The sequence below is a fragment of the Catenibacterium sp. GCM10023432 genome (assembly GCF_042651925.1).
Taxonomy (GTDB): Bacteria; Bacillota_I; Bacilli_A; order Erysipelotrichales; family Coprobacillaceae; genus Catenibacterium; species Catenibacterium mitsuoka.
In genome coordinates this window covers 13356-36218 of sequence record NZ_JBHSEB010000109.1, presented here as the reverse complement: position 1 = coordinate 36218, position 22863 = coordinate 13356, and the positions used below count along the sequence as shown (strand labels likewise).

The 22863-nt window shown below is 38.7% G+C and carries 20 protein-coding genes; 6 read left to right on the top strand and 14 right to left on the bottom strand.

Features of this window, described 5'->3' with window-relative positions:
• The first annotated feature begins 96 nt into the window (after nucleotides 1-96).
• Nucleotides 97-423, top strand: coding sequence for a winged helix-turn-helix domain-containing protein (locus ACFOZZ_RS13065; protein WP_376815404.1), 327 nt, complete (start codon nucleotides 97-99; stop codon nucleotides 421-423).
• Nucleotides 424-582: 159 nt separating this feature from the next.
• Here ACFOZZ_RS13065 and ACFOZZ_RS13060 read toward each other — a convergent pair whose 3' ends face one another.
• The gene (locus ACFOZZ_RS13060; RefSeq protein WP_376815403.1) at nucleotides 583-1929 is read right to left on the bottom strand and encodes a relaxase/mobilization nuclease domain-containing protein; all 1347 of its coding nucleotides are present in this window, start codon (nucleotides 1927-1929) and stop codon (nucleotides 583-585) included.
• Nucleotides 1890-2219 carry a plasmid mobilization protein gene (locus ACFOZZ_RS13055; protein WP_055234952.1) on the bottom strand — a complete coding sequence of 110 codons (330 nt, stop codon included), beginning with the start codon at nucleotides 2217-2219 and terminating at the stop codon, nucleotides 1890-1892. The genes ACFOZZ_RS13060 and ACFOZZ_RS13055 overlap by 40 nt, the downstream gene beginning before the upstream one ends.
• A gap of 768 nt (nucleotides 2220-2987) precedes the next feature.
• Between ACFOZZ_RS13055 and ACFOZZ_RS13050 the strand changes: the two genes are divergently transcribed.
• From ACFOZZ_RS13050 to ACFOZZ_RS13035, 4 genes are all read left to right on the top strand, one after another.
• Nucleotides 2988-3413 carry an RNA polymerase sigma factor gene (locus ACFOZZ_RS13050; protein WP_059430522.1) on the top strand — a complete coding sequence of 142 codons (426 nt, stop codon included), beginning with the start codon at nucleotides 2988-2990 and terminating at the stop codon, nucleotides 3411-3413.
• Nucleotides 3406-3666: a helix-turn-helix domain-containing protein gene (locus ACFOZZ_RS13045; protein WP_059430670.1), complete on the top strand. Its 261-nt coding sequence runs from the start codon at nucleotides 3406-3408 to the stop codon at nucleotides 3664-3666. Before ACFOZZ_RS13050 ends, ACFOZZ_RS13045 begins: the two co-directional genes overlap by 8 nt.
• A gap of 483 nt (nucleotides 3667-4149) precedes the next feature.
• Entirely contained in the window at nucleotides 4150-4368 is a 219-nt protein-coding gene (locus tag ACFOZZ_RS13040; RefSeq protein ID WP_009266816.1) for a DUF3173 domain-containing protein, read from the top strand.
• A gap of 11 nt (nucleotides 4369-4379) precedes the next feature.
• Complete coding sequence (locus tag ACFOZZ_RS13035; protein WP_016295442.1) at nucleotides 4380-5564, top strand: site-specific integrase; 1185 nt, start codon at nucleotides 4380-4382, stop codon at nucleotides 5562-5564.
• Nucleotides 5565-5644: 80 nt separating this feature from the next.
• Here ACFOZZ_RS13035 and guaA read toward each other — a convergent pair whose 3' ends face one another.
• Both guaA and ACFOZZ_RS13025 read right to left on the bottom strand, forming a co-directional pair.
• The gene (gene guaA, locus ACFOZZ_RS13030; protein WP_055232650.1) at nucleotides 5645-7189 is read right to left on the bottom strand and encodes a glutamine-hydrolyzing GMP synthase; all 1545 of its coding nucleotides are present in this window, start codon (nucleotides 7187-7189) and stop codon (nucleotides 5645-5647) included.
• A gap of 24 nt (nucleotides 7190-7213) precedes the next feature.
• Nucleotides 7214-8482 (bottom strand): adenylosuccinate synthase, encoded by a 1269-nt coding sequence (locus ACFOZZ_RS13025; RefSeq protein WP_278778818.1) that lies wholly within the window; start codon nucleotides 8480-8482, stop codon nucleotides 7214-7216.
• Between the two features lie 136 nt (nucleotides 8483-8618).
• On the opposite strand from ACFOZZ_RS13025, the gene ACFOZZ_RS13020 reads away from it, so the two are divergent.
• A complete protein-coding gene (locus ACFOZZ_RS13020) occupies nucleotides 8619-9176 on the top strand; it encodes a hypothetical protein (RefSeq protein ID WP_055232654.1) in 558 nt (185 codons plus the stop codon).
• On the opposite strand, the gene ACFOZZ_RS13015 is transcribed toward ACFOZZ_RS13020, so the two are convergent.
• The 10 genes from ACFOZZ_RS13015 to pfkA form a co-directional block, all read right to left on the bottom strand.
• A complete protein-coding gene (locus ACFOZZ_RS13015; RefSeq protein ID WP_278778816.1) occupies nucleotides 9171-10220 on the bottom strand; it encodes a molybdopterin-binding protein in 1050 nt (349 codons plus the stop codon). The genes ACFOZZ_RS13020 and ACFOZZ_RS13015 overlap by 6 nt on opposite strands.
• A complete protein-coding gene (locus ACFOZZ_RS13010) occupies nucleotides 10217-10696 on the bottom strand; it encodes a GNAT family N-acetyltransferase (RefSeq protein WP_055232658.1) in 480 nt (159 codons plus the stop codon). Before ACFOZZ_RS13010 ends, ACFOZZ_RS13015 begins: the two co-directional genes overlap by 4 nt.
• 79 nt (nucleotides 10697-10775) lie before the next feature.
• Nucleotides 10776-12611, bottom strand: a complete 1836-nt coding sequence (locus tag ACFOZZ_RS13005; RefSeq protein WP_329966783.1) for an ABC transporter ATP-binding protein — start codon at nucleotides 12609-12611, stop codon at nucleotides 10776-10778.
• A complete protein-coding gene (locus ACFOZZ_RS13000; RefSeq protein ID WP_376815402.1) occupies nucleotides 12604-15309 on the bottom strand; it encodes an ATP-binding cassette domain-containing protein in 2706 nt (901 codons plus the stop codon). Before ACFOZZ_RS13000 ends, ACFOZZ_RS13005 begins: the two co-directional genes overlap by 8 nt.
• Nucleotides 15302-15754, bottom strand: a complete 453-nt coding sequence (locus ACFOZZ_RS12995; protein ID WP_055232661.1) for a MarR family winged helix-turn-helix transcriptional regulator — start codon at nucleotides 15752-15754, stop codon at nucleotides 15302-15304. Before ACFOZZ_RS12995 ends, ACFOZZ_RS13000 begins: the two co-directional genes overlap by 8 nt.
• An 86-nt stretch (nucleotides 15755-15840) precedes the next feature.
• A complete protein-coding gene (locus tag ACFOZZ_RS12990) occupies nucleotides 15841-17079 on the bottom strand; it encodes a glutamate-5-semialdehyde dehydrogenase (protein WP_376815401.1) in 1239 nt (412 codons plus the stop codon).
• A complete protein-coding gene (gene proB / locus ACFOZZ_RS12985; RefSeq protein ID WP_376815400.1) occupies nucleotides 17079-18203 on the bottom strand; it encodes a glutamate 5-kinase in 1125 nt (374 codons plus the stop codon). The genes ACFOZZ_RS12990 and proB overlap by 1 nt, the downstream gene beginning before the upstream one ends.
• 120 nt (nucleotides 18204-18323) lie before the next feature.
• Entirely contained in the window at nucleotides 18324-20081 is a 1758-nt protein-coding gene (thrS, locus tag ACFOZZ_RS12980) for a threonine--tRNA ligase (RefSeq protein ID WP_055232667.1), read from the bottom strand.
• Nucleotides 20082-20388: 307 nt separating this feature from the next.
• Complete coding sequence (gene pyk, locus ACFOZZ_RS12975; RefSeq protein ID WP_055232669.1) at nucleotides 20389-21819, bottom strand: pyruvate kinase; 1431 nt, start codon at nucleotides 21817-21819, stop codon at nucleotides 20389-20391.
• A 68-nt stretch (nucleotides 21820-21887) separates the two neighbouring features.
• A complete protein-coding gene (gene pfkA / locus ACFOZZ_RS12970; RefSeq protein WP_278778804.1) occupies nucleotides 21888-22847 on the bottom strand; it encodes a 6-phosphofructokinase in 960 nt (319 codons plus the stop codon).
• Nucleotides 22848-22863: the final 16 nt, after the last annotated feature.

Genomic DNA, 22863 nt, shown 5'->3' with positions numbered 1-22863 from the left:
GGTGGCAACATAGGAAAAATAATTATACTTACATTTGATGATAAAGAAGAAAAGGCAGTTGAAAAAGTTATTGCCACCATTGCTAATAACTTACAGTTGGAAACTATACAGCCGCCATACTCTCAAATACTCACTTTTTCGGAACTGGAAATAAGATTACATCAACATCGGGTATTTCAGAATGGAAAAGAGATACACCTTACCCGCCTTGAATACAGCACCCTTGTATTTCTTGCTTCCAATCCGGGTACTGTATTCACAAAGGCACAGATTTTTGAAGCCGTCTGGAACATGGATAGCGATAGCTGCTATTCAAGTGTTGTCAATGTAATTTACAACCTGCGGAAAAAAATAGAGCCGGACAGCAAGAACCCGACCTATATAAAAACCGTGTTAGGTATCGGCTATAAATTCAGCGCATGAACGCCGGGGAATGATGATTGATACATTGTCATTTCCCGGTGTTTTTTTGCCCTTATGGACGCTTAGACCCCCTTTTCCGAGCTATTTTCTGTCTACGCCCCACAAAACGCTCCGAAAATGCCCTTAAAACGCCTTTTCTGCCCCTCTGAACAGTTCGCATTATCTTTCTGTCTGCCTGTCCCGTTCCGGCTGCTTTGTCTGCCGCAAGATACTGTCTACATTCTGCTTAATCATATCGTACTGTTTCACTTTCTTTTTCAGTTTGCCGTACTCTTGATACAGTTTATCTTTCTTCTCCGTAAGCTCCTTATACTCCGTGTGCAACTTCTTGAAATCGGGCAGTTTCCCACCGTTTTTTGCCGCCTGCAACGTCTTAACGGCGGCTTCGTGAATGATGATACTGCTCTCATTCCCTCGCAGGAACTTTTCTTTGTCCTTTGCCTTTTTGTACTCCGCATAGACCGCCTTAGTCTGTTGATATGCAGATATGTTTTTCATCAAAAGGGATATGTCGGACAGACGGCTTTCCAAACCTTTCAACGTGACGGCTACCTGTTCGCTTTCCGTATGCACTTCATCAAGAACCGCCTGCAACTGCTCATACTCTGAAATGTCATGCTCCGTGAGGAAATTCAACGTCTTTGCCGCCTGTTTTAAGTTGTGTATCTTCGCCCACTGTTCGTAGCCTTTGCTCTCTGCCGCCTTGATACTGTTCTGAATGTCAATCAGCATGGAGATACCCGCTTTTTCCTGTCTTAACACTTTCGGCTTCGCCCGGTATGTCCCGGCAATCCTCTCCGTTATGGCTTCCACCGTGTAGGCTTCCCCAAGTGTCTTAGAACGGGTAAAGCGTTCCTGCCCCGGCGCACGGAATGAAACATACTTCCCCCGCTTGATCTCATAGCCTGCCGCTTCCATGAGCCGCAGGAAATCTTCAAAATCTTTCGCTTTGGGGACAGTATCATCAATGACAGCTTTCAGCTTTGCTTTCCAACTTGTGCCTTTCCGTTCAGCGTCCCATTCCGCATATTTCTTTCCCTTGTCCTGCCCCGGCGTGACGACTGACAATCCATGTTCCTTGCACAGCCTGTCACTCTCATTCCTTATCTGGTAATAGCTTTTCTTGTTGGAAACATACTTACGGTGCGTCACAAAATCAACCGAGCAAAATATGATATGGTTATGGATATGCCCCTTGTCTATGTGGGTAGTCAGTACATACTCATACTTGCCGCCGAGAACCTTGTCCGCAAGCTCCTTTCCTATACGGTGGGCTTCCTCATAGCTGACCTCTCCCGGCGCAAAAGACTGTATCAAATGGTGTCCGAGGTTGTCCCCCTTGTCCCTTGCCTTTGAGATTGTAAAACCAAATTCTATGTCTGCCGTTTCATAAGAGCAACCGTAGGAAGAAATCAAAATCTTGTCGTCCGTCTTGTCGGGATTGCAAATATAGTCAATCGCCTTATTCAGCGTAGTTTTGATAGGGTGTATCTTTGTAACTGCCATATCTTCTCCAATGCCCCCTTTATTTCTTCCAAGTCCTCTTGATAGGCGTTCCCGGTGGAATTGACCCGCTTCGCTATCTGGTTCACGTTCACGCCGACTTTCTGTATCTCTGCCGTCTGCTCCTTGATTGCAGAATAGTCTAGCTGTATGATGTAGCCGTCAATTGCCATTTTCCGCAGGTACGCCCCCAAGTTGTCTGTTTGCAGCAGCTTCATTTTTTCCTCAATCAATATGCGCTCCTGCTCCGTCACATAAAATTTTAACTGGATAGCCCGTTTTCTCTCTGCCATAGCTCCGCTTCCTTTCCGTTTTTCTAAGAGGGTAAAACCCTCTAAAATGCAGAGGGTTTGGGACACTTCCCAACAAGCGTTTTTTACGCCCGGACGGTACGCCGGGGACGGGAAAAACACGGGATTGGGTACTCAATCCCTATGCTTGCTATTCTTCCCCCTGTACTTACTACGCACTGGAAGCCCAAAATGGCAAACTACTTGAAAAATAATTGAAAGAAAAGAGGGGAAGCCGATTTTTTTATGGCTTTCCCTCTTAGCTGACCCATAAGCGGAAACGGGCGGCGGGTGCAAGGGCGGGCGTTCTCTGCCCGTGCATTTTACCCTTGCGGCTACCGCCTGTTTCTGCTACCCGGCGTTTCCATCAAATGTATAAAAATGTCATTCTTTGCAGAAAGACTTGATACAATCCCGATACAGACATGATAGAAACGTGATACGGGGGCTGTAAAATCTTTTACTGGAAAGCGGCACAAGCCCTTTCCAAAAAATCAAGGAGGTGCAGCCTATCCATAAAAAATTTTTTAATGGCAGGTACACCCGAAAAAACGCCCTTCATTTTGCAGGGCAGGCAGCGATTTACCAACGACAACACCCCACCAAACACACCCGACTGATAAAAAATTACAGCCGGGCTTTTTTATGCTTTGTCGAAAACTTTTTGAAAATTTTTTTGAAAAAGTTTGCCATTTTCGCCTTCCAGTGCGTAGTAGTAACAGCACAGGAAAAAAGCACAGGCTTTTTCCGCAGGCATGGGGAGGTGGCAGCATGAAGCCAGACCCAAAAGAAAAGCACAAGCAGCATACCTTTGACGCATACTGCAAACGCATATTGAGGAACGAAAGCAGGGATTACCACAGGCGCATGAACGTACTTAGGCAGTATGAGATACCCTTTTCCATGCTGCCGCAGGGAACGCTTGCACAGTTAAGCGCATGGGACGAGTATTTCAAAGATACATACCGTTTTGAAGCGAGGGGCTTTGAGATTTTCATAGCGGACGAGCTTCTAGCCGAAGCACTAAAGACTTTGCCAAAGGACAGGCTTGAAATCATTCTGCTGTATTACTTTTTGGGAATGAACGACCCGGAGATTGCAGCTCACTTGAACCTTTTGCGCCGGACGGTAGCCTACCGCCGGACAAGCTCTTTACAAGAACTAAAAAAATTCATGGAGGGAAATGCTGATGAATGAAACGACTTCCAACACGCCGCACTTACAGGATGGTAACGGTTTACTCCCTTACCCCGTCATTGTGTCGGCTGTTTCCGGGGACGTGGACGCTATGAATACCGTGTTGAAGCATTACGAGGGCTACATCACAACACTGTCAACACGAACCATGTATGATGAAGCAGGCTGCCCCCACCCGTGGTTAGACATGGAGCTGCGGCGCAGACTGGAAACCAAGCTGATTATAAAGGTTATGACCTTTAGCGTGGCTTAAAAGACAGGAAAAAAGAGGACAGGAAAGCACGGGCGGCATGACCGCCCGCCGCTTCTTGCCATTCCGCAAAAGTACATCTTCATGGTGTGCCTTTGCGGGCTGACAAGCCCCAAGAACTTTGACAAAGAAAGCGCACAGCGCAGCATAGGGCAATCGGACACGTTCAATATACGGCGAGCCTGTGGGCTGATACGCCAAGACCCCGCAAAGGGCGAGCGATACTATTCAGCGCACCGCAGGCGGCAAGAGGAAACTGCCGCCGCCATGACCCGCATATTGGTATAATGATACACCCGTATGACACGGCTACTCATAAGAATGAGAGGGGTGCAAGTCCCGTGGAGCTGCCAAGCCGTCCGAGCTGCCTTTCTTACTCAACTTTTTTGAAAAATAATAAAATTTATAGCGCATTTTTGCTGAAAATCTGTTATGATCGTAGACAAGATATTGAGGTTTCATTATCTGGTCTAGGAAAGGAGGGCTATGATAACCGTAACCAAAAAAGATTTAATTGCTCTGGGTTATGGGACTTCTTTTGCGGCTGACATTATACGGGAAGCAAAAAAACTTATGATTTCCAAAGGGCATACATACTATCAGTCCCGGAAATTAGACCGTGTACCGAGGGAAGCCGTGGAGGAATTATTGGGTATTACATTTCCAGACGGACAGGCTGAATGTACTTCTTGCACATCTATGTAAGGAGTGAGATTATGGCAAAAGACCCAATTAAGAAAGCAGATAACGGAACATATTATTTTAGAGCAAACTTAGGCTACAATCCGATAACAGGTAAACAGATACAGAAATACCGAAGCGGCTTTAAGACAAAAAAGGAAGCAAGGGAAGAATATTCAAAACTTGTCCTCACTTCCACCGAAGAACTGACCGCCAAAAAGGAAACAATTTCTTTCCAGACGTTCATTGAGGAAACTTATCTCCCGTGGTACAAAACACAGGTAAAGGAAAGCACCTACTTGAACCGCCGTTCCACCATTCAGAAGCATTTCGCATACTTCTACAAAATGGCAACGGACGAAATAGAACCTATCAATGTGCAGAATTGGCAGTTGGAGCTTGCGAAAGAATTTAGCCCCAACTATATCCGTGTCGTACAGGGTATGCTGTCTATTGCATTTGACCGGGCGATTGTTCTGGGAATTGCAAAAAAGAACCCGTCACGCATGATAGGCAACATCAAAAGCAAAAAGACAAAGGTTGACTTCTGGACGTTGGAAGAATTTCAGAAAGTGATTTCCCTGCTCTATAAGGGCGATTATTACGAACACTACCTTTTCATTTCCTTTTGGGTGCTGTTTATGACAGGTTTACGGATTGGCGAAGCCGCCGCCCTGCAATGGTCTGACATTGATTTTGAAACAGGGCTTTTAAGCATAACAAAGACCCTGTACTATAAGTCAATGGACGATTACAAGTTTGTTGAACCAAAGACACAGGCAAGCGTCCGCACAATCTATATTGACACGGACACCTTAAAAGAATTGCAGGCGTGGCGTGAAGTTCAGCAAAAAGTTTTGAAAGGCTGCGATTTGGTGTTGAGCTACAACGGTATTCCTACCAGTAAGCACACACTTCCAAGAGCCTTAGAAAAACTTGCCGGGCTTGCAGGCGTACACCGTATCAAAATCCATGCGTTAAGACATTCCCACGCTTCCCTTTTAATCAGCATGGGAGAAAACCCGCTTTTGATTAAAGAGCGTTTAGGGCATGAGAAGATACAGACCACTTTAGGAACATACGGGCATTTGTACCCGAACAGCAATCTTGAAGTTGCCAATAAATTAACGGGCGTACTGACATACACACCCGCTTCACACAGCATTGCAGATTACACAAGCAATCAGCACACCGCAGCATATCATAAAGAGGTTGAATAGAAAAATGCAATCGTAATGCAATGATAAAGAGAAAAAGCCGCCAAACCCTTGTGTTTACGGGCTTTGCGGCTTAGCTCCGACTATTCAAACTCAATAGTTCCAGGTGGCTTAGATGTAATATCATACATTACTCTATTCACACCACGTACTTCATTGATGATTCTATTCATAGTCTTATTTAATACTTCATAAGGGATTTCAGCTGCTTCTGCAGTCATGAAATCAACAGTATTAACAGCTCTTAATGCAACAGCATAGTCATAAGTTCTTTCATCACCCATAACACCTACTGACTGCATGTTAGTTAATGCTGCAAAATACTGACCGATAGAACGATCTAATCCAGCATTCGCAATTTCTTCTCTATAAATCGCATCTGCATCCTGTACCATACGTACCTTTTCTGCAGTAACTTCACCAATGATTCTAATACCAAGACCTGGTCCTGGGAATGGCTGTCTGAATACTAAATATTCTGGAATACCAAGTTCAAGACCAACTTTTCTTACTTCATCCTTGAATAAGTCTCTTAATGGTTCAATGATTTCTTTGAAATCTACACAATCAGGTAATCCACCAACATTATGGTGAGACTTGATCACTGCAGATTCTCCTCCAAGACCGCTTTCTACAACATCTGGATAAATAGTGCCTTGTACTAAGAAATCAACGGCACCAATCTTCTTTGATTCTTCTTCAAAGACTCTGATGAATTCTTCACCGATGATTTTTCTCTTGCTTTCAGGTTCAGTTACACCCTTAAGCTTAGAATAATATCTTTCCTGTGCATTCACTCTGATGAAGTTTAAGTCATAGCTGCCATCTTTACCAAATACAGCTTCAACTTCATCACCTTCGTTTTTACGAAGTAAACCGTGGTCTACAAATACACAAGTTAACTGATTTCCGATAGCCTTAGATAATAAGACTGCTGCAACAGAAGAGTCAACACCTCCAGATAAAGCACATAACACTTTACCATCGCCAACTTTTTCTCTGATTGCTTTAATAGATTCTTCTACGAAAGAATCCATCTTCCAGTCACCAGAACATCCACATACATCGATTACGAAGTTTCTTAACATCTTCTTACCTTCTGCCGTATGTAATACTTCTGGATGGAACTGAATACCATAAAGGTTCTTTTCTCTGTTTTCACATGCTGCAACTGGGCATTCATCAGAATGTGCTACAGATTTGAACCCAGGAGCTAAAGCTGAAATATAGTCATTATGACTCATCCAGCATACTGTCTTTTCAGATACATTTGAGAATAATGGTGAAGTTGTATCAACAACGATTTCAGTCTTTCCATATTCTCTAGTAGGTGCAGCTTCTACATTTCCACCTAATACATACTGCATTAGCTGAGCACCATAACATAAGCCAAGTACAGGAACACCACATTCAAAAAGTTCTTTTTCGCATGTTGCAGCTCCTTCTTCATAGCAGCTATTAGGACCACCAGTTAAGATGATTCCTTTAGGGTTGAGTTCTTTGATTTTCTGCATAGCAACCTTATATGAATAGATTTCACAATATACGTTGCTTTCACGAACTCTTCGCGCTACGAGCTGATTGTATTGGCCACCAAAATCAATAACCAGTACTAATTCTCTCTTCATAAGTTCTCCTTTACTATTTATTTATTAAAATACATCCTTAAGCACAATTGTCTGAGTACGATCAGGTCCAACCGAGAACATTATCACTGGACAGTGAATAAGTTCTTCAATCTTCTTGATATAGTTCTGAGCATTGACAGGAAGTTCTTCAAATGAAGTGACATTTGTGATATCTTCCTTCCAGCCTGGTAATTCTACATAAACTGGTTCTACTCTTTCTAATTCTTCAATAGTAGAAGGTAAACCATGGATTTCTTTACCATCTAACATGTAAGCAGTACAAATCTTAATAGTATCTAAACCAGTTAATACATCTAACAACATTAATGAACATCCAGTTAATGAAGCCATTCTTCTTGACTGGTTAACGACAACTGCATCGAACCAGCCGATTCTTCTAGGTCTCTTAGTTACTGTACCAAATTCATTACCTGCAGTTCTGATATAATCAGCTAATTCACCTTCAATTTCAGTAGGGAAAGCACCAGAACCAACACGAGTAGTATAAGCCTTAATAACACCTACTACATCTGTTAAATAAAGAGGACCAATGCTTGCACCAGATGGTACGCCATTAGCACCTGGGTTAGAACTTGTTACATATGGATAAGTACCATAATCAATATCAAGCATAGTACCCTGAGCACCTTCAAATAAGATTTTCTTCTTTGCCTGGAATGCTTCATCTAAAAAGATACCAGTATCACAAACCATAGGTTTGATTACTTTAGCATATTCCTTATATTCTTCAAAGATTTCTTCTGCAGTACACTGTAATCCAGGATACTGTTTCTTCTTGAATGCTATTGTTTCTTCAAGTCTCTTCTTGAATAATGGTTCATTAATGAATTCACCAATACGAATACCGATACGGTCATATTTATCTACATAAGTAGGTCCAATACCTTTCTTAGTTGTACCGATACTTGCAGCACCACGCATTTCTTCTTCTAATTTGTCAATTTCAATATGATAAGGTAAAGTGACATGTGCACGATCTGAGATGTGCATCTTATCAGTCTTGATTCCTGCATCATTTAAATACTTCATTTCTTCAAGTAAAGCTTTAGGATTGATAACCATTCCGTTGCCTAATACAACTTCACCAGTTGTAAAGATTCCGCTAGGAATAAGTCTTAAGGCAAATTTCTGGCCATTAAATTTAATAGTATGACCTGCATTATTACCTCCAGAATATCTCACTACTAGATCTGCCTGCTGTGCAAGATAATCTGTAACCTTTCCTTTTCCTTCGTCGCCCCACTGGCTTCCAACAACAACGACTCCTGCCATTTATGTTCATCCTTTCTTTCATTAAAATACAACTATATTATAGAGGATAAAGAACATTATGTAAAACATAAAACTCTCGTTAAATCAATGAAATTATGTGAATAAGTGCTATAATCAAATCACACGAGGTGATTTGATGAAAAAACTAGCAGTTCTATTTCCTGGAATTGGTTATCATTGTGATAAACCACTCCTCTACTACTCTAAAAAATGTTTATCAGCCTATGGCTATGAGATCATTGAAGTGAACTATAAACACTTTCCTCATATAAAAGATAAAGATGAATTAATTAAGCAGGCTGAAGATATTGGTTATGCGCAGACTGAAGAAATTCTTAAAGATATTCCATTTTCTACTTATGATGAAATCCTATTTGTATCAAAAAGTATTGGTACTGCCATTAGTGCACGTTTCAATGAAGAACATCATGTGAATGCGTATTCTATTTATTTCACACCACTTGCTGCGACTTTCAAGTATAGCTTAAATGGTATTGCCTTCCATGGCACAAATGACCCATGGGCCAAGACGAATCTCATTCAATGTGCATGTGATGAAGCACACATTCCACTTATTCTCTATCGTGATGCAAATCACTCATTAGAGTGTGGAGATGTGCTTGTTGATATTTCTAATCTTCATGACATCTTTCTTCATGTCATAGAAGCGATTCAAACAGTTTATCCACTATAGGGGTAAACTGTTTTTTAAATAACGATAAAGATAAAGCTGTAGTTTGCTTGTCAAACGATTCATTGAAAGATGATAATCCTTCAGCATCCCATCTGTAAATCCTTTATCGTTATTCACATGGATAGTGACCTGATCACCTAAAGAGACATGCTCCACCTTAGAATAAATAACTAAGTCAGCATCCTTTTTTACATAAGGCTTAAACCATGTGGGAACATCTATATCCCCTAAGAATTGAATAGGGACCATGATGTCTTTGAGGGCTTTTTCTATAGAACCTCCTGGAATCAGATAGCCTTTTAATAGTGTTTCTATCTCTTTCCTCATTGGGGTCATATGTTGATAAGCTTCTTCTTTTGTTTTAGCTTTAGTCGCTATGCGTACTCTCACATAGCCTTCTCCTGCATACATCGCAAGAGTGACATCTGTTTGTTTATATTGGGTTTCTGTCAGTTTTTCATCAATCATACTTTCCCCAATACCCATTACAAGATAATCTTTTGTATAGATCTGTTCCTGGCGATATTGTTCTAGATAAGGTTTTAAAGAATGTTCTAAGACATAATTGAATTCCTTAGGTGGACCAGGAAGGTTGATGATCATCTTACCATCCTTGCTCATCACACAGCCATTAGCTGTTCCTACATCATTTTCTAATATATAAGCATTTTCTGGGAAATAAGCCTGTTTGAAGTTGTTGTCAGAAACAACATCGAGTCCTGTCACAAAGCGACATTTTTCATCCACCTTACGGGCTTCTTCTTCGTTATAGACAAGTTCTAGTCCTAGATATTCTGCTGAGAGTTCCTTAGTCAAATCATCCTGCGTTGGACCAAGTCCTGCAGTAGTGATGACGCAATCAGCCCCTCTTTTAAACGCAATATCGAGACATTCTAATAAACGTTGTGGATTATCACCCACAGTCGTCTGATGATAAATATCAAATCCTAATTCCTTACACATCTTAAAGAGTACCGGAGCTTCTGTGTTGATGATTTCACCAAGAAGAAGTTCAGTCCCTACATTAATCACTTCTACATTCATACCTCCAGATACATATCATTCCATTTTGCTTCTCCATGAGTAGAAGAAGAGACACCAAGATGCTTATAGCCAAAACTTTCATAAAAGCCAATCAAGTGATCTTTACAAGTAAGGAAGATTCCTTTTTTATTTCGCTCCTTCGCAAGAGTGATATAACCATTCATAAGCATATGTGCTAAGCCTTGATGCTGATAATCAGGATGTACATCTAAGCCAAAAACTGTCATATAATCACCACTCGGATCATGTAATGAAGCATCTTCATAGAATGCATCTGGTAAGCCTTTAATATTCGATGTATTCCCATTAATAAAGCCAATAACATCTTTATCTTCTAATACAAGAAAGTTCTCTGAGAAGGCATTAAAGCGTTCTTTAAACTGCTCATAAGTCGCTGCTTCAGCTTTAGGAAAACATAGAGACTCTATATGAGAGATAGCTTCTATATCACCTATAACTGCTTGTCTTAATATCATGACATGTTCTCCTCCTTTCAAAATATTTTTTGTATCTTATACAAAAAAGACTTGATAGTCAAGTGACTATCAAGTCTTTTTACTGTCCATTTTCAAATTGTGAACGATAAAGTGTTGCATAGAAACCATTTTCTTTAAGTAATCCTTCATGATTACCGATTTCTACAATATCACCATCACGCATAACGATGATTGTATCTGCATCTCTAATAGTAGAAAGACGATGCGCAATAACAAATGATGTTCTATTCTTCATTAATTCATCCATCCCCTGCTGAATTAATACTTCTGTTCTTGTATCAACTGAGGATGTTGCTTCATCAAGAATCAAAATCTTAGGATCCTTTAAGAAGGCACGAGCAATAGTCAATAACTGCTTCTGACCTGCACTGATATTAGAAGATTCTTCATTGATCATAGTGTTATAGCCATCAGATAATGTATGAATAAAGTGGTCAACATGCGCACTCATGCATGCTTTTTTGACTTCTTCATCAGTGGCATCTAATCGACCATATTTCAAGTTATCCATGATAGTACCATTAAATAACCATGTATCCTGTAATACCATACCAAATAATGAACGAAGATCACTACGTTTCATTTGAGTGATATCTTCACCATCAATCATGATAGAACCACCATTGAGTTCATAGAAACGCATTAATAACTTAATAATAGTAGTTTTACCTGCACCAGTCGGACCAACAATGGCCACCTTCTGACCGGCATGAACATGGAGTGAGAAGTCATTGATGATGATCTTATCTGGATTATAACCAAAGTGAACATCCGCAAAAGTGACAGCACCCTTCATATTCTGTACTTCTTCAGTTGTAAGAGTGGCTGAGTCTTCTGTAAGTTCTTCTTCCTCTAAGAATTCAAAGACACGTTCTGCCGCTGCACCCGTACTTTGTAATAAGTTAGCCGCCTGAGCAATCTGTGAGATTGGCTGGTTGAACTGTCTAACATACTGGATAAATGCCTGGATATCACCAATAGTAATTGTTTTAGAGCCTGCTAGAATACCACCGATAATACAAACACCTACATAACCGATATTACCGATAAAGTTACTGATAGGCATCATGAGTGATCCAAAGAATTGTGATTTCCATGCAGATGTATAAAGTGATTCATTGTATTGTTCAAACTGTTCTACAGATTTTTCTTCGCCATTGAACGCTTTGACTACCTGATGTCCACCATACATTTCTTCAATATGACCATTGACATCACCAAGTGAGTTCTGCTGCTGAATGAAGTATTTCTGTGAATGCTTCATAACTAAACGCATCAAGGTCATTGATACAGGTAATACTACAACTGCAATTAAAGTCATCTGCCAGCTGATTGTAAGCATCATAATAAAGATACCAACAAGAGTGACTACGTTAGAAATAAGTGTAGATAAAGACTGGTTAAGTGACTGAGCGATTGTATCAATATCGTTAGTTACACGAGAGAGGATATCACCACTTGTATGCTTATCAAAATAAGAAAGTGGTAAACGGTTCATCTTTTCAGAAATATCTTTTCTTAGTGAGAAGGCTGCGTCCTGTGAAACACCAGAGATGATCCAACCCATAATATAGCTGAAGAGTGAACTTGCTACATATAACACGACAAGAATCAATAATATCTTGACGATATAATTAAAATCAATACCACCAGTATTGGCTACCTTCGCCATGATACCTTCTGATAATTTATCTGTTGCTTTCGCAAGAATTTTAGGACCTAGAATATTAAAGATAGTAGAACATATCGCAAATACCATAACCATACAAATCTTGAAATGATATGGTTTTAAGTATGTGAGTAACTTCTTTAATGTACCACCTAAATCCTTAGCTTTTTCATTATTACCACGGCCTCTGCCCATACCCATTGGAGCGCGACGATTTTTATTCATTGTCCAATTCCTCCTTTGATAACTGAGATAAGGCAATTTCCTGATAGACAGAACATGTTTTCATTAATTCTTCATGTGTGCCTTTTCCTACAATCTTACCTTCATCAAGTACGATGATCTGATCAGCATGCATGATAGATGCAATACGCTGTCCAACGATTAAGACAGTATTATGTGTCTTTGCAGTCATTTCTCCTAGACGTTTTCTAAGTGTGGCATCAGTCTTGAAGTCAAGTGCTGAGAAGCTATCATCAAAAATAAGAATTTCAGGATTCTTTGCAAGTGCTCTTGCAATTGCGAGACGCTGTTTCTGTCCACCTGATACGTTTGTACCACCCTGTGCAATAGGTTCTTCAACGCCCAATGGTTTTGTTTCAATGAATTCTTTTGCCTGCGCGACATCAATCACTTCAGCCAATTCTTCATCAGATAAATCAGGGGCACCATATTTAATATTTGATTCAATTGTACCTGAGAATAATAATCCCTTCTGAGGTACTACACCAATGCGTTCTCTTAAATCATGCATGGAAACATGTCTTACATCCACACCATCTACCATCACTTCACCTTCAGTGACATCATAGAAACGAGGAATAAGGTTAATAAGTGTTGATTTACCTGAACCTGTTGAACCAATAAAGGCTGTTGTTTGACCAGGACGGGCTGTAAAGTCAATATCAGTTAAGACTGGTTCATCAGCACCAGGATACTTAAATGATACATGTTTGAATTCTATTAAACCTTTCTTATCTTCATCAAAAGAAGTGATCTGTTCTGGATTTTTAATTGTAGGTTCAGTATTTAATACTTCTGCCACACGGTTTGCAGCAACACTTGCACGAGGTAACATAACTGCAATCATTGCGACCATCAAGAAACTCATAACGATAATCATGGCATACTGTAAGAAGGCCATCATTTCACCAATCGCAATATTACCTAAATCAACTTGCTTTGCCCCAAAGTAGATAATAAGTAAAGTCATACCCTGCATGATAAACATCATGATAGGCATTAATGAGACCATCACTCTATTAACAAATAAATTTGTATGTGTTAAATCCTTGTTTGCCTGATCAAAACGTTTTTCAGATTCTTCTTCATTTCCAAATGCACGAATGACAAGAATACCTGAAAGGTTTTCTCTCATAGCTAAGTTTAACTTATCAATTAATTGCTGGATAATCTTGAATTTAGGCATTGCGATAGAGAAAGTAACACCTAATACTCCAAAGATAATGATGACAACTAAGAAGATCATCCAAGTCATGGATGGTGAGTTCTTAACAGCCTTCATAATACCACCAATACCATTTATTGGAGCAAGCATACACATTCTTACGATTATCACAAGAACCATCTGGATCTGAACAATATCATTTGTACTACGAGTAATTAAAGAGGCTGTAGAGAACTTATTGAATTCAGTATTAGAGAAGCTTTCAACCTTCTTAAATACAGCTAAACGTAAATCTCTTGCAACTGCTGCACCAAGTCTAGATGCTAAGAATGCAACACAGATAGAAGCCACAACACCAAGTAAGGCAATAGCTAACATCTGAATACCTTTATGGGCAATATACTGGTTCTGTACTTTATTGACATCCGCACCAAGCTTCTTATATTCCGCTTTAACACCTTCACCAGCTGCAATCTTCATTGTAGATTCACCCATAGTCTTTACCTGCTTATCAACGCTTTCAAACATCTTATTACGTTCTTCTTCACTCATTGAACCAATGAAATAATAAATATCTCCATTGTTTAAATGTGTTTCCATGGCATCAATCTGTGCTTTTGCATCATCTAGTTTCTTCTTAGATTCATCTAATTGAGGTTTTGCAGAAGCGACTTTTTCTTTAGCCTGATCAAGCTGTTTCTTGATTGTTGAAGACTGGCTCTTCATTTGCGCCATCTGACCTGCTGAGGCATTGAGTTTTTCATAACCAGCGACTGCCTGAGAAATACCGGCTAATTGAGCCTGAAGCTTTGTTTTTGCCTCACCCTCAGGTAATGCATTATATTGTGCTGTTAAAGTGTTCTGCATTTCTTTGGCTTTTTCATATGAACCAAACTGAGTGTTTAGTGCGTTTAATGCACTATCATACTGCTTAATAGCAGTCTGCATCTGTTCATACTGCTTCACACCCTGATTGTATTTATCCATGCCAGCATTATACTGTTCTAAACCTTTATTATAGCCATCTAAGCCTTTTTGATACCCTTCCTTAGCAGAATTAATGGCTGAATCAATCTTTGTTTCAAATGACTTATACTGCTTTGTACCAGGTTTCATCTTATTCATAGAATGAACAATCAACATGGGCTTAGTTAATACTTTATTGAGTTTTTTTTCATCTGCATCTTTCTTTAAGATATATAAAGTCTGATTCTTTGCTTTCTTGAATGTCTTATAATAAAACTTGTCCACATCCTTTGCAGGAGTCTTCTTATACACATTTTCTAATACTTTTTGATCTTTGGAAGAGACAAATAATAATAAATGATTATAAGTTTCTTCACTTAATACAGGAGATATAGCTGAATCGAAGCCTCCTGCCTGAATACCGCTAGATACGATATCTGACATATAATCAGGAAGTGTTAATTCAGTATAGGCCTGTCCAAATATACAAACGATGGCTAATACAAATAATAGCCAATATTTCTTAAAATATTTCTTTAGTTTAAGCATCGTCTTCCTCCATTAATTCATCTTCCATATTCTTAATAATCATATCAATCATATGTAATACGGTATCATGATCTTCTTTTGTGAGTCCTCTGCTGCACACTTCTTCCATATGCCTCATCTTATCCTTACAGGTTTCTAAATACTCTTCACCCAATTTACTTAAACGCACTGTAGAATGACGTTTATCTTGAGGATTCTGTTCACGAATAATATAGCCTGCTTCTTCTAGACGCTTGATTCTTACTGAAAGTGTTGCATCAGAAACATGAAGACATTGTGCCACTTCTTTTTGAGAATGACCATGTTCTTTAATCACAAATAACAAGCGTGATTGATCACCTGTTAAAGGCATATCCTTAAAGTTACGCATCATATACTTTCCTACTACTTTTCTAAGTACTGCGACCTTATCCATCATCACTTTGACATTCTCTTGCATATCCATAGTACACCTCCTTGTCATTAGTTAGCATGCTAAACATTATAGTTAGGGTGCTAACTATTGTCAATAAAAAAGAGTAGTAATTTTTACTACTCTCTAATCTGGCCATTTCCTTCAATTTTGTATTGGTAAGAACACATTTCTTTTAAACCAAGTGGGCCTCTGGCATGAAGTTTCTGTGTACTGATACCCAGTTCTGCCCCAAAGCCAAATTCTCCACCATCTGAGAATCTTGTAGAGGCATTATGATAAACACAGGCACTATCTAAACTGTTCATGAATAATGCGGCTGTTTCATCATTTTCAGTAATAATGGATTCTGAATGCTTTGTAGAATATGTATAAATATGATTGATTGCTTCTTCTACTGAGTGAACAACTCTAATATTCACAATATAGTCATCATACTCTGTTGCATAACTGTCATCTGTAACATGTTCACAGTTAATGATTTGACATGTTGCATCATCCCCTTTGATTTCTACTTTTTCAAAGGCTTTTTTAAGTTCAGGTAAGAACTTGTCTGCCACATCCTTATGTACAAGTATTGTTTCTATCGCATTACATACTGAAGGTCTCTGTATCTTCGCATTGACTGCAATAGTTAATGCTTTATTAAGGTCTGCATCCTTGTCAACATAAAGATGACAGATACCAGCGCCTGTTTCAATAACAGGTACTGTTGCATTCTTAACAACAAACTGAATGAGTCCAGCACCACCTCTAGGTACAATAACATCCACATATTCATTGGCATGGATGAGTTCTCCTACGATGGCGTGATCTAGTTCTGTAATCAGTTCAATCACCCCTTCTGGCAAGATGTCTTTAGTGGCATCCTTCATAATTTCTACTAATTTCTTATTTGTATGAATGGCTTCTTTGCCACCTCTTAAAACACATGCATTGCCTGATTTTAAGCAAAGAGAGGCAATATCTACAGTCACATTAGGACGGGCTTCATAAATAATTCCAAATACACCAATAGGCACTCTCACCTTAGAAATCTTTAGACCATTTGGTCTTGTCCAGGATTCCATCACTTCACCAATAGGATCAGGCAATGTAGCTACCTTCTTGACTCCATCACTCACTCCTACAATACGCTCATAGGTAAATAAGAGTCTATCCTGCATTGCTTTTGTCATATTGACTTCCTTGGCATGTGCCATATCTTTTTTGTTGGCTTCTAGAATTTCATCACTATGTGCAATCAATGCATCGGCTATTTTATCTAGTGCCTGATTCTTTGTGCAAGTAGGCATATTCTTTAAAAGACGTGCAGCTGCTTTTGCACGCTTTAATTGTGTTTCTAATAATGTATTCATTATCTTTCCTCCAATACAACCATGTTATTTGCATGTACTACTTCATCATAGTCATGACGATGTAATATGTCATCTATTTCAGAAGACTGGTGTCCCTTGATCAGTCTGATTTCATCACTGGCATAATTGACTACACCCTTCGCAATTGTATTTAACTCTTCGTCCTTGATATCAACAACCTGTCCCTCTAAGAATCTTCCTTCCACATCTTTAATACCTGTAGGTAAAAGACTGACATGTTTATCAACAATCGCTTTTCTACATCCTGCATCAACTATAATTGTTCCTCTTGGTTTAGTACGATAGGCAATCCAATGTCTTCTTGCATTCATATTTGTGCCAGAAGCGCCATTGAACCAAGTCCCTTCATTATCTAAAGCATTTAATATACTGTTTTCTTTCTGTCCATTCACAATACACATATGACTACCTAATGCATTGACCATTTGAGCCGCTTTTAGTTTAGTCGCCATGCCACCTGTACCTAGACCACTGACTGCATCTCCTGCATAGCTCAAAATAGTATCATCAATCTTATCTACATAGTGGATAAGCATAGCATCAGGGTCAGTATGAGGATTGCCTGTATAAAGACCATCAATATCACTCACGAGAATTAATAATTGTGCTTCTACTAGAGGAACAATAAGTGAAGCCAATGTATCATTGTCACCAACCTTGATTTCATCTACTGCCAAAGCATCATTTTCATTAATAATAGGAACAACACCATAATTGAGTAGTGCATTGATTGTATGGTTTAAGTTCATTAAACGATGACGATCATCAAAGTCATCATGATTTAATAAGATCTGAGAACATCTCATATTAAAGACCTGGAATATTTCTTCATAGATTTCCATTAGTCTTGCCTGCCCAATCGCAGCTAAAGCCTGTTTTTCCGGTAGTGTTTTCGGTTTACTGTCTAGTCCTAATGCGCCCATACCCGCTGCAATAGCTCCTGAAGAGACTAAAACAACGATATAGCCTTCTCTTTTAAGTTTGGCAATCTGCCATGTTAACATCAATATTTTTTCTTTGTTGATTTTTCCATCTTTGTCACAAAGTGAGCTTGAGCCTACCTTAATAACAATTTTCTTTACTTCTTCTATTCTACGTTTCATCGAAAACACTCCTTTATTGTATAGTCTATTATAGGGGGTAAAACACTTTGAAAGCAAACAAAACATACGGATTTTTGTCTTTTCACAAAAAAAGACTCCCAGTGAAGGGAGTCAAATGTATTAGTGGCTTAAAGTTTTATTTTCTACTTCTGTATTTAATAATTCTACGAATTCTTCAAAAGTTACTGTAGTCTGTTTCTTTTCACCATGTTTACGATAAGTCACAGTACCATTATCTCTTTCGTTATCACCAAGTACTAACTGATAAGGGATCTTCTTTAACTGTGCTTCTCTGATACGATAACCGAGCTTTTCATCTCTATTATCGTTATTTACTCTGAAGTGTGCTTTTCTTAACTTAGCCACAACTTCTTTTGCGTATTCATCATGGTATTCAAGTTTAACTGGAATAACCTGAACCTGAGTAGGGGCTAACCATAGAGGAAGGTTACCTTTTGTTTCTTCTAATAAGAAGGCAACGAAACGGTCTAATGAACCTAAGATTGCTCTATGAATAACAACCGGTCTTACCTTATCACCATTTTCATCAACATAAGTTAATTCGAATCTTTCTGGTAGCTGGTAGTCTAACTGGATAGTAGATAAAGTAACATCATGTCCTAATGCACTCTTTACCTGTACGTCAAGTTTAGGACCATAGAATGCTGCTTCGCCTTCTGCTTCATAGAATTCTACATCCATTTCTTTTAATACTTCACGTAATTCATTTTCACTCTTTTCCCATAATTCATCATTACCGAAATACTTTTCTTTGTTGTTCTTATCTCTTAATGATAAACGGAATGAATAATCTTTAAAACCAAAGTCTTTATATACATCTAAGATTAAGTGTGCTACATTCTTGAATTCCTGAGCAATCTGGTCTGGACGACAGAAGATATGTGAATCGTTCTGTGTGAAGGCTCTTGCACGTTCGATACCAGTTAAAGCACCACTTGCTTCAAAACGGAAATCGTTCGCAATTTCCGCAATTCTAACTGGAAGATCACGATATGAATGTAATGTAGATTTATACATAACCATATGGTGTGGACAGTTCATAGGTCTTAATACATATGCTTCATCATCTAATTCCATAGCTGGGAACATATCATCTTTATAATGTGCCCAATGTCCTGATTTCTTGTATAACTTAACGTTACCAAGAGAAGGTGTCATAACATGTTCATAACCTAATTCTAATTCTTTGTTCATGATGTAATCAGATAATAAACGTCTTACAGTAAAACCATTTGGTAACCACATTGGTAACCCTTTACCTACGATATCCGCAAACATGAAGATACCTAATTCTTTACCAAGTCTTCTGTGGTCTCTTTCCTTTGCTTCTTCTAATAACTGAAGATGTGCTTCTAATTCTTCTTTAGTTGGGAAACATACACCATAGATTCTCTGAAGAACCTTGTTGTTCTTATCACCTTTCCAATAAGCACCTGAATGTTTGATTAACTTGAAGTTCTTACATAATTTAACTGTTTCTACATGTGGGCCACGACATAAGTCAGTGAAATCACCCTGTGAATAAGTTGTGATTGTACCATCTTCTAAACCATTGATTAAGTCTAGCTTATATTCATCATCCTTGAATTCTTCTAAAGCTTCTTCTTTAGAGACTTCATGTCTCACGATTCTCTTACCATCTTTACAGATTTTCTTCATTTCTTTTTCAATCTTTGGTAAGTCATCATCAGAAATAGTCTGATCACCTAAATCGATATCATAATAGAATCCTTCTTCGACTACTGGACCAACCCAGAATTTAGCCTGTGGATAAAGATGTTTAACTGCCTGTGCTAATACGTGTGCACATGAATGATTTAAAGTATTTAAATCTTTGTCATTTAAAAAATCGCTCATATTCTCCTCCTATAAATAAAAAGAGACCTCATCAAAGGACGAAGTCTCGTGTTACCACCTTTATTCGTTATGCAATGCATAACCTCTGATCTCTTAACGCGAGTAACGGAATCTCTTTCGAGTTCAGCATCACAGGGAGTACCTTTAAGTAAATATCTTGGAAGTTTCCACCATTTCTTCCTCTCTAGTAAGCTTTTATCTTAAAGACATATCCTGTTTCGTAGCTTGTGCCTTTATTGTACACCACTTCAGTTAATTGTCAATAAAGAAAAAAGGAATAGGTCACCCTATTCCTAATTATCAAAAATTATTTGATTGTAACGATTTCTAAGTAACTTGTTAAACCAGAAACACCTGGAGTACCACCAGTTACGATTACCTGTTCACCAGCTGAAATTCCGTTTTCCTTAGCGATAACCATTGCAAGATCCATTAAACCTTCTCTTGATTTCATAGATTTGCAAAGTACAGGCTTAACACCCCAGTTAAGAGCTAATTTCTTAACTGTATCATCAGATGGAGTTGGAGCGATGATTGGGCAATGTGGTCTATAACGTGACATACGTTTTGCAGTTGCACCTGTTTCAGTGAATGCGATGATAGCTGAAACGTTGAAGTTTGCAGCAATTTCAGCAACTGACATACAGATAGCTTCTGAAGGGTTTGTATTATCAGCAGTTCTGATAGCTCTTCTTAAGATTGAAGCATAGTCTAAGTTTTCTTCGATCTTATGAGCAATCTTGTTCATAGTTAATACTGCTTCTTCAGGATATTTACCCTGAGCAGATTCACCAGATAACATGATAGCATCAGTACCATCATAGATAGCGTTAGCTACGTCAGATACTTCAGCTCTTGTTGGTCTTGGGTTTTCCTGCATAGATTCAAGCATCTGAGTTGCAGTAATAACGATCTTACCAGCAGCATTACATTTCTTGATGATTGACTTCTGGATTAGAGGTACATCTTCAGCAGGTACTTCTACACCTAAGTCACCACGAGCAACCATGATACCATCAGCTACTTCGATGATTTCATCGATGTTTTCAACACCTTCAACACATTCGATCTTTGGTAATACTTTGATATCTGGCTTACCGTTTTCAGCAATTAATTTCTTAATATCTAATACATCCTGTTTTCTTCTTACGAATGAAGCAGCGATGAAGTTTACATCCTGTTTGCAACCGAAGATTAAGTCGTTCTTATCTTTTTCTGATAAGAATTCGAACTGTAACTTAGTACCTGGAACGTTGATACCACGAGTGTTCTTAACTCTACCATCGTTAGCAGCTACACAATAGATATCCTTACCTTCAACGTGGTCAACTAATAATGCAACCTGACCATCGTTAACTAAGATATAAGCACCAGGCTTAACATCTTTGTATAATTCCTTATAAGAAATTGTGAAACGATCTGCAGAACCAACAATTTCTTCTGGAGTGATTACTGAAACCTGACCTTTCTTGAATTCAGTGAATCCACCTTCGAAAGCACCAGTACGGATTTCAGGACCTTTAGTATCAAGCATGATAGCTACATCAGTACCTAATTCCTTGTTTACTTCTCTTAAAGTATCCATCTTCATAGCATGTTCTTCATAGTCACCATGAGAGAAGTTACAACGCATTACGTTCATACCAGCTTTAACAAGCTTCTTTAACATTTCTTTATCCTGTGAAGCAGGACCAATAGTACAAACAATTTTTGTTTTTTTCATTTTTTCTTTAACCATTTTAGACTCCTTAATCAACCAAATAAATTTACACTCCGTTATATATATTTAACAAACACACTGAGAAATTAACGTAATTTCTTAGCGTCTTCGTAAATACCAGAATCAGCTGCATGCTTATGACTTAATACTTCTGTGATAGGGAAAGCAGTAATCTGACCATGTACTTCACCTACGCAAAGTCCACCTTTACCTTCTTCAAGAAGTTCTACAGCCTTAACACCCATACGGCTAGCTAAGACACGGTCTCTTGCAGTTGGTCTACCACCACGCTGTAAATGACCTAAGACATTTGCACGAGTTTCGAAACCTGTTGCAGCTTCGACTTTCTTTGCAAGTTCATTGACATCAGTGATATGTTCAGTAATAACCACGATTGCATGGTCCTTATCAGATGCTTTTGACTGTTTTAATCTTTCGATGATCTTTTCTTCATCATAACCAGTATCAGAAGTGATTACTAGTTCAGCACCAGCCGCGATACCTGCATTAATTGCAAGGTCACCACATCTTCTACCCATTACTTCAAGGATAGTACATCTCTGATGTGAAGAAGAAGTATCTCTTAATCTATCTAATGCTTCAACAATTGTATTTAATGCAGTATCAAATCCAATTGTGAAATCAGTATCAGGAATATCATTGTCAATTGTTCCTGGAAGACCAATACAATTTACTCCCATTTCTGTTAGCTTTAAAGCACCATTGTATGAACCATCACCACCGATGACTACTAATGCTTCCATACCTACTTTTTTCATCTGTTCGATTGCTTCTTTTCTGATTTCAGGATCTTTGAATTCAGGGAAACGAGCAGATTTTAAAATAGTACCACCATTATTGATGATATTACGAGTACTATGACGATCGAATTTCATGAACTTACCTTCATGAAGACCTTTATAGCCAAGTCTAACGCCATATACTTCAATACCCTTGTTAAGACAAGTTCTAGCTACTGCACGAATTGCAGCGTTCATCCCAGGAGCATCTCCCCCAGAAGTCAAAACACCAATACACTTAACCATTTTTTTCTCCTCTCAA

What these genes read in the sequence shown, in the direction of transcription:
- ACFOZZ_RS13060 (WP_376815403.1), bottom strand. Translation starts at nt 1,929, where the DNA reads ATGGCAGTTACAAAGATACACCCTATCAAAACTACGCTGAATAAGGCG.
- ACFOZZ_RS13055 (WP_055234952.1), bottom strand. Translation starts at nt 2,219, where the DNA reads ATGGCAGAGAGAAAACGGGCTATCCAGTTAAAATTTTATGTGACGGAG.
- ACFOZZ_RS13050 (WP_059430522.1), top strand. Translation starts at nt 2,988, where the DNA reads ATGAAGCCAGACCCAAAAGAAAAGCACAAGCAGCATACCTTTGACGCA.
- ACFOZZ_RS13045 (WP_059430670.1), top strand. Translation starts at nt 3,406, where the DNA reads ATGAATGAAACGACTTCCAACACGCCGCACTTACAGGATGGTAACGGT.
- ACFOZZ_RS13040 (WP_009266816.1), top strand. Translation starts at nt 4,150, where the DNA reads ATGATAACCGTAACCAAAAAAGATTTAATTGCTCTGGGTTATGGGACT.
- ACFOZZ_RS13035 (WP_016295442.1), top strand. Translation starts at nt 4,380, where the DNA reads ATGGCAAAAGACCCAATTAAGAAAGCAGATAACGGAACATATTATTTT.
- guaA (WP_055232650.1), bottom strand. Translation starts at nt 7,189, where the DNA reads ATGAAGAGAGAATTAGTACTGGTTATTGATTTTGGTGGCCAATACAAT.
- ACFOZZ_RS13025 (WP_278778818.1), bottom strand. Translation starts at nt 8,482, where the DNA reads ATGGCAGGAGTCGTTGTTGTTGGAAGCCAGTGGGGCGACGAAGGAAAA.
- ACFOZZ_RS13020 (WP_055232654.1), top strand. Translation starts at nt 8,619, where the DNA reads ATGAAAAAACTAGCAGTTCTATTTCCTGGAATTGGTTATCATTGTGAT.
- ACFOZZ_RS13015 (WP_278778816.1), bottom strand. Translation starts at nt 10,220, where the DNA reads ATGAATGTAGAAGTGATTAATGTAGGGACTGAACTTCTTCTTGGTGAA.
- ACFOZZ_RS13010 (WP_055232658.1), bottom strand. Translation starts at nt 10,696, where the DNA reads ATGATATTAAGACAAGCAGTTATAGGTGATATAGAAGCTATCTCTCAT.
- ACFOZZ_RS13005 (WP_329966783.1), bottom strand. Translation starts at nt 12,611, where the DNA reads ATGAATAAAAATCGTCGCGCTCCAATGGGTATGGGCAGAGGCCGTGGT.
- ACFOZZ_RS13000 (WP_376815402.1), bottom strand. Translation starts at nt 15,309, where the DNA reads ATGCTTAAACTAAAGAAATATTTTAAGAAATATTGGCTATTATTTGTA.
- ACFOZZ_RS12995 (WP_055232661.1), bottom strand. Translation starts at nt 15,754, where the DNA reads ATGGATATGCAAGAGAATGTCAAAGTGATGATGGATAAGGTCGCAGTA.
- ACFOZZ_RS12990 (WP_376815401.1), bottom strand. Translation starts at nt 17,079, where the DNA reads ATGAATACATTATTAGAAACACAATTAAAGCGTGCAAAAGCAGCTGCA.
- proB (WP_376815400.1), bottom strand. Translation starts at nt 18,203, where the DNA reads ATGAAACGTAGAATAGAAGAAGTAAAGAAAATTGTTATTAAGGTAGGC.
- thrS (WP_055232667.1), bottom strand. Translation starts at nt 20,081, where the DNA reads ATGAGCGATTTTTTAAATGACAAAGATTTAAATACTTTAAATCATTCA.
- pyk (WP_055232669.1), bottom strand. Translation starts at nt 21,819, where the DNA reads ATGGTTAAAGAAAAAATGAAAAAAACAAAAATTGTTTGTACTATTGGT.
- pfkA (WP_278778804.1), bottom strand. Translation starts at nt 22,847, where the DNA reads ATGGTTAAGTGTATTGGTGTTTTGACTTCTGGGGGAGATGCTCCTGGG.